1 protein-coding gene is annotated in these 1,355 nt (G+C 40.7%); it reads left to right on the top strand.

The annotated features are described in order from the left end of the window. Nucleotides 1-104: 104 nt before the first annotated feature. Nucleotides 105-1,301 carry an IS256 family transposase gene (locus RM539_RS19820; RefSeq protein ID WP_311505155.1) on the top strand — a complete coding sequence of 399 codons (1,197 nt, stop codon included), beginning with the start codon at nt 105-107 and terminating at the stop codon, nt 1,299-1,301. The last annotated feature ends 54 nt before the right edge of the window (nt 1,302-1,355 follow it).

Here is a 1,355-nt window from a genome sequence, read left to right as displayed (position 1 = left end):
GGGACTATCTCAAAAACTGTGTAAGTAGAAAATATCGGGGTTTGCAAACCCCGATATTTTTTTAATCTTGCCTGTAATTTCAGGCCTCTAATATTTACACAGTAATGAAAAAAGAAGATTTATTTGACGATGATTTTTTAAAGCAGTTCAAATCAGGTGAAGAACTCAGTAGTTTTCTAAAACAGCTGCAAAAGCGTGGGCTGGAAAAGATGCTGGAAGGTGAACTCGATGGGCATCTGGATTACGGGAAAAACCAGCGTTCCAAAGATACCAATACCCGCAATGGTTATTCCCGGAAGAAGGTTCGCAGTTCCTTTGGCCAGGACACTATAAAAGTTCCAAGGGACAGGGACGGATCCTTTAATCCCATGATTGTTCCCAAGCGGCAGAATATGGTCGATGGTATTGAGAATGTTATTGTATCGCTCTATGCCAAAGGAATGAGCAATAGCGATATTGAAGAACAGATCTCTGAGGTTTATGGTTTTGATGTTTCTACTTCCACCATATCCCGAATTACTGATCGAATTAGTAATGATATTGTTGCCTGGCAGAATCGTCCTTTAGAGTCTGTTTATCTTATTGTCTGGATGGATGGGATCGTGTTTAAGGTACGGGAGAATTCCAAGGTAGTAAATAAGACGATCTATATTGCAGTAGGCCTTAGGAGGGACGGTAAGAAAGAAGTTCTTGGCCTCTGGCTTGGAAAGAATGAATCTGCAGCCTTCTGGATGAGTGTACTCACGGATATGAAAGCCCGTGGGGTGGAGGATATTCTTATCACCGCCACAGATAATCTAAACGGATTTACCGATACCATCAGAAACGTATTCCCGCAGTCCAGAACTCAAATATGTGTAGTTCACCAGATCAGGAATGCCTGCAGGTATGTGGTCTGGAAAGACAAAAAAGCCTTTACAAAAGATATGAAGCTCATCTATGATGCTCCGACCAAACAGGCCGCAGAAGCTGCCCTGGAGGATTTTGCAGAAAAGTGGAATGATAAGTATTCCTATGCTATTAAAAGCTGGAGAGACAACTGGGAGGACCTTACAGTTTTCTATGAGTTTCCACTGGAGATTAGGCGTATTATTTATACAACCAACCTTATTGAGAATTTAAACGGTAAGATCAGGAAGTACACCAAGAATAAATTATCCTTCCCTACCGATGATGCTGTTATGAAATCTGTATATTTGGCTTTAAGGGAAGCCACAAAAAAGTGGACTATGCCGGTTAGAAATTGGGGAATTATCCTCAATCAGTTCTTAACCATATATGAAGAAAGGGTTCGACTTTAAGTAATAAAGCCAAACCCCTTTATTTAAAACTTACACACTTTACGGGATAGTGTC

This window comes from Autumnicola musiva (assembly GCF_031846585.1).
In the GTDB taxonomy this organism is placed as follows: domain Bacteria; phylum Bacteroidota; class Bacteroidia; order Flavobacteriales; family Flavobacteriaceae; genus Autumnicola; species Autumnicola musiva.
Note: the sequence above shows the minus strand (reverse complement) of the source record. Positions and strands in the feature narration are given on the sequence as shown.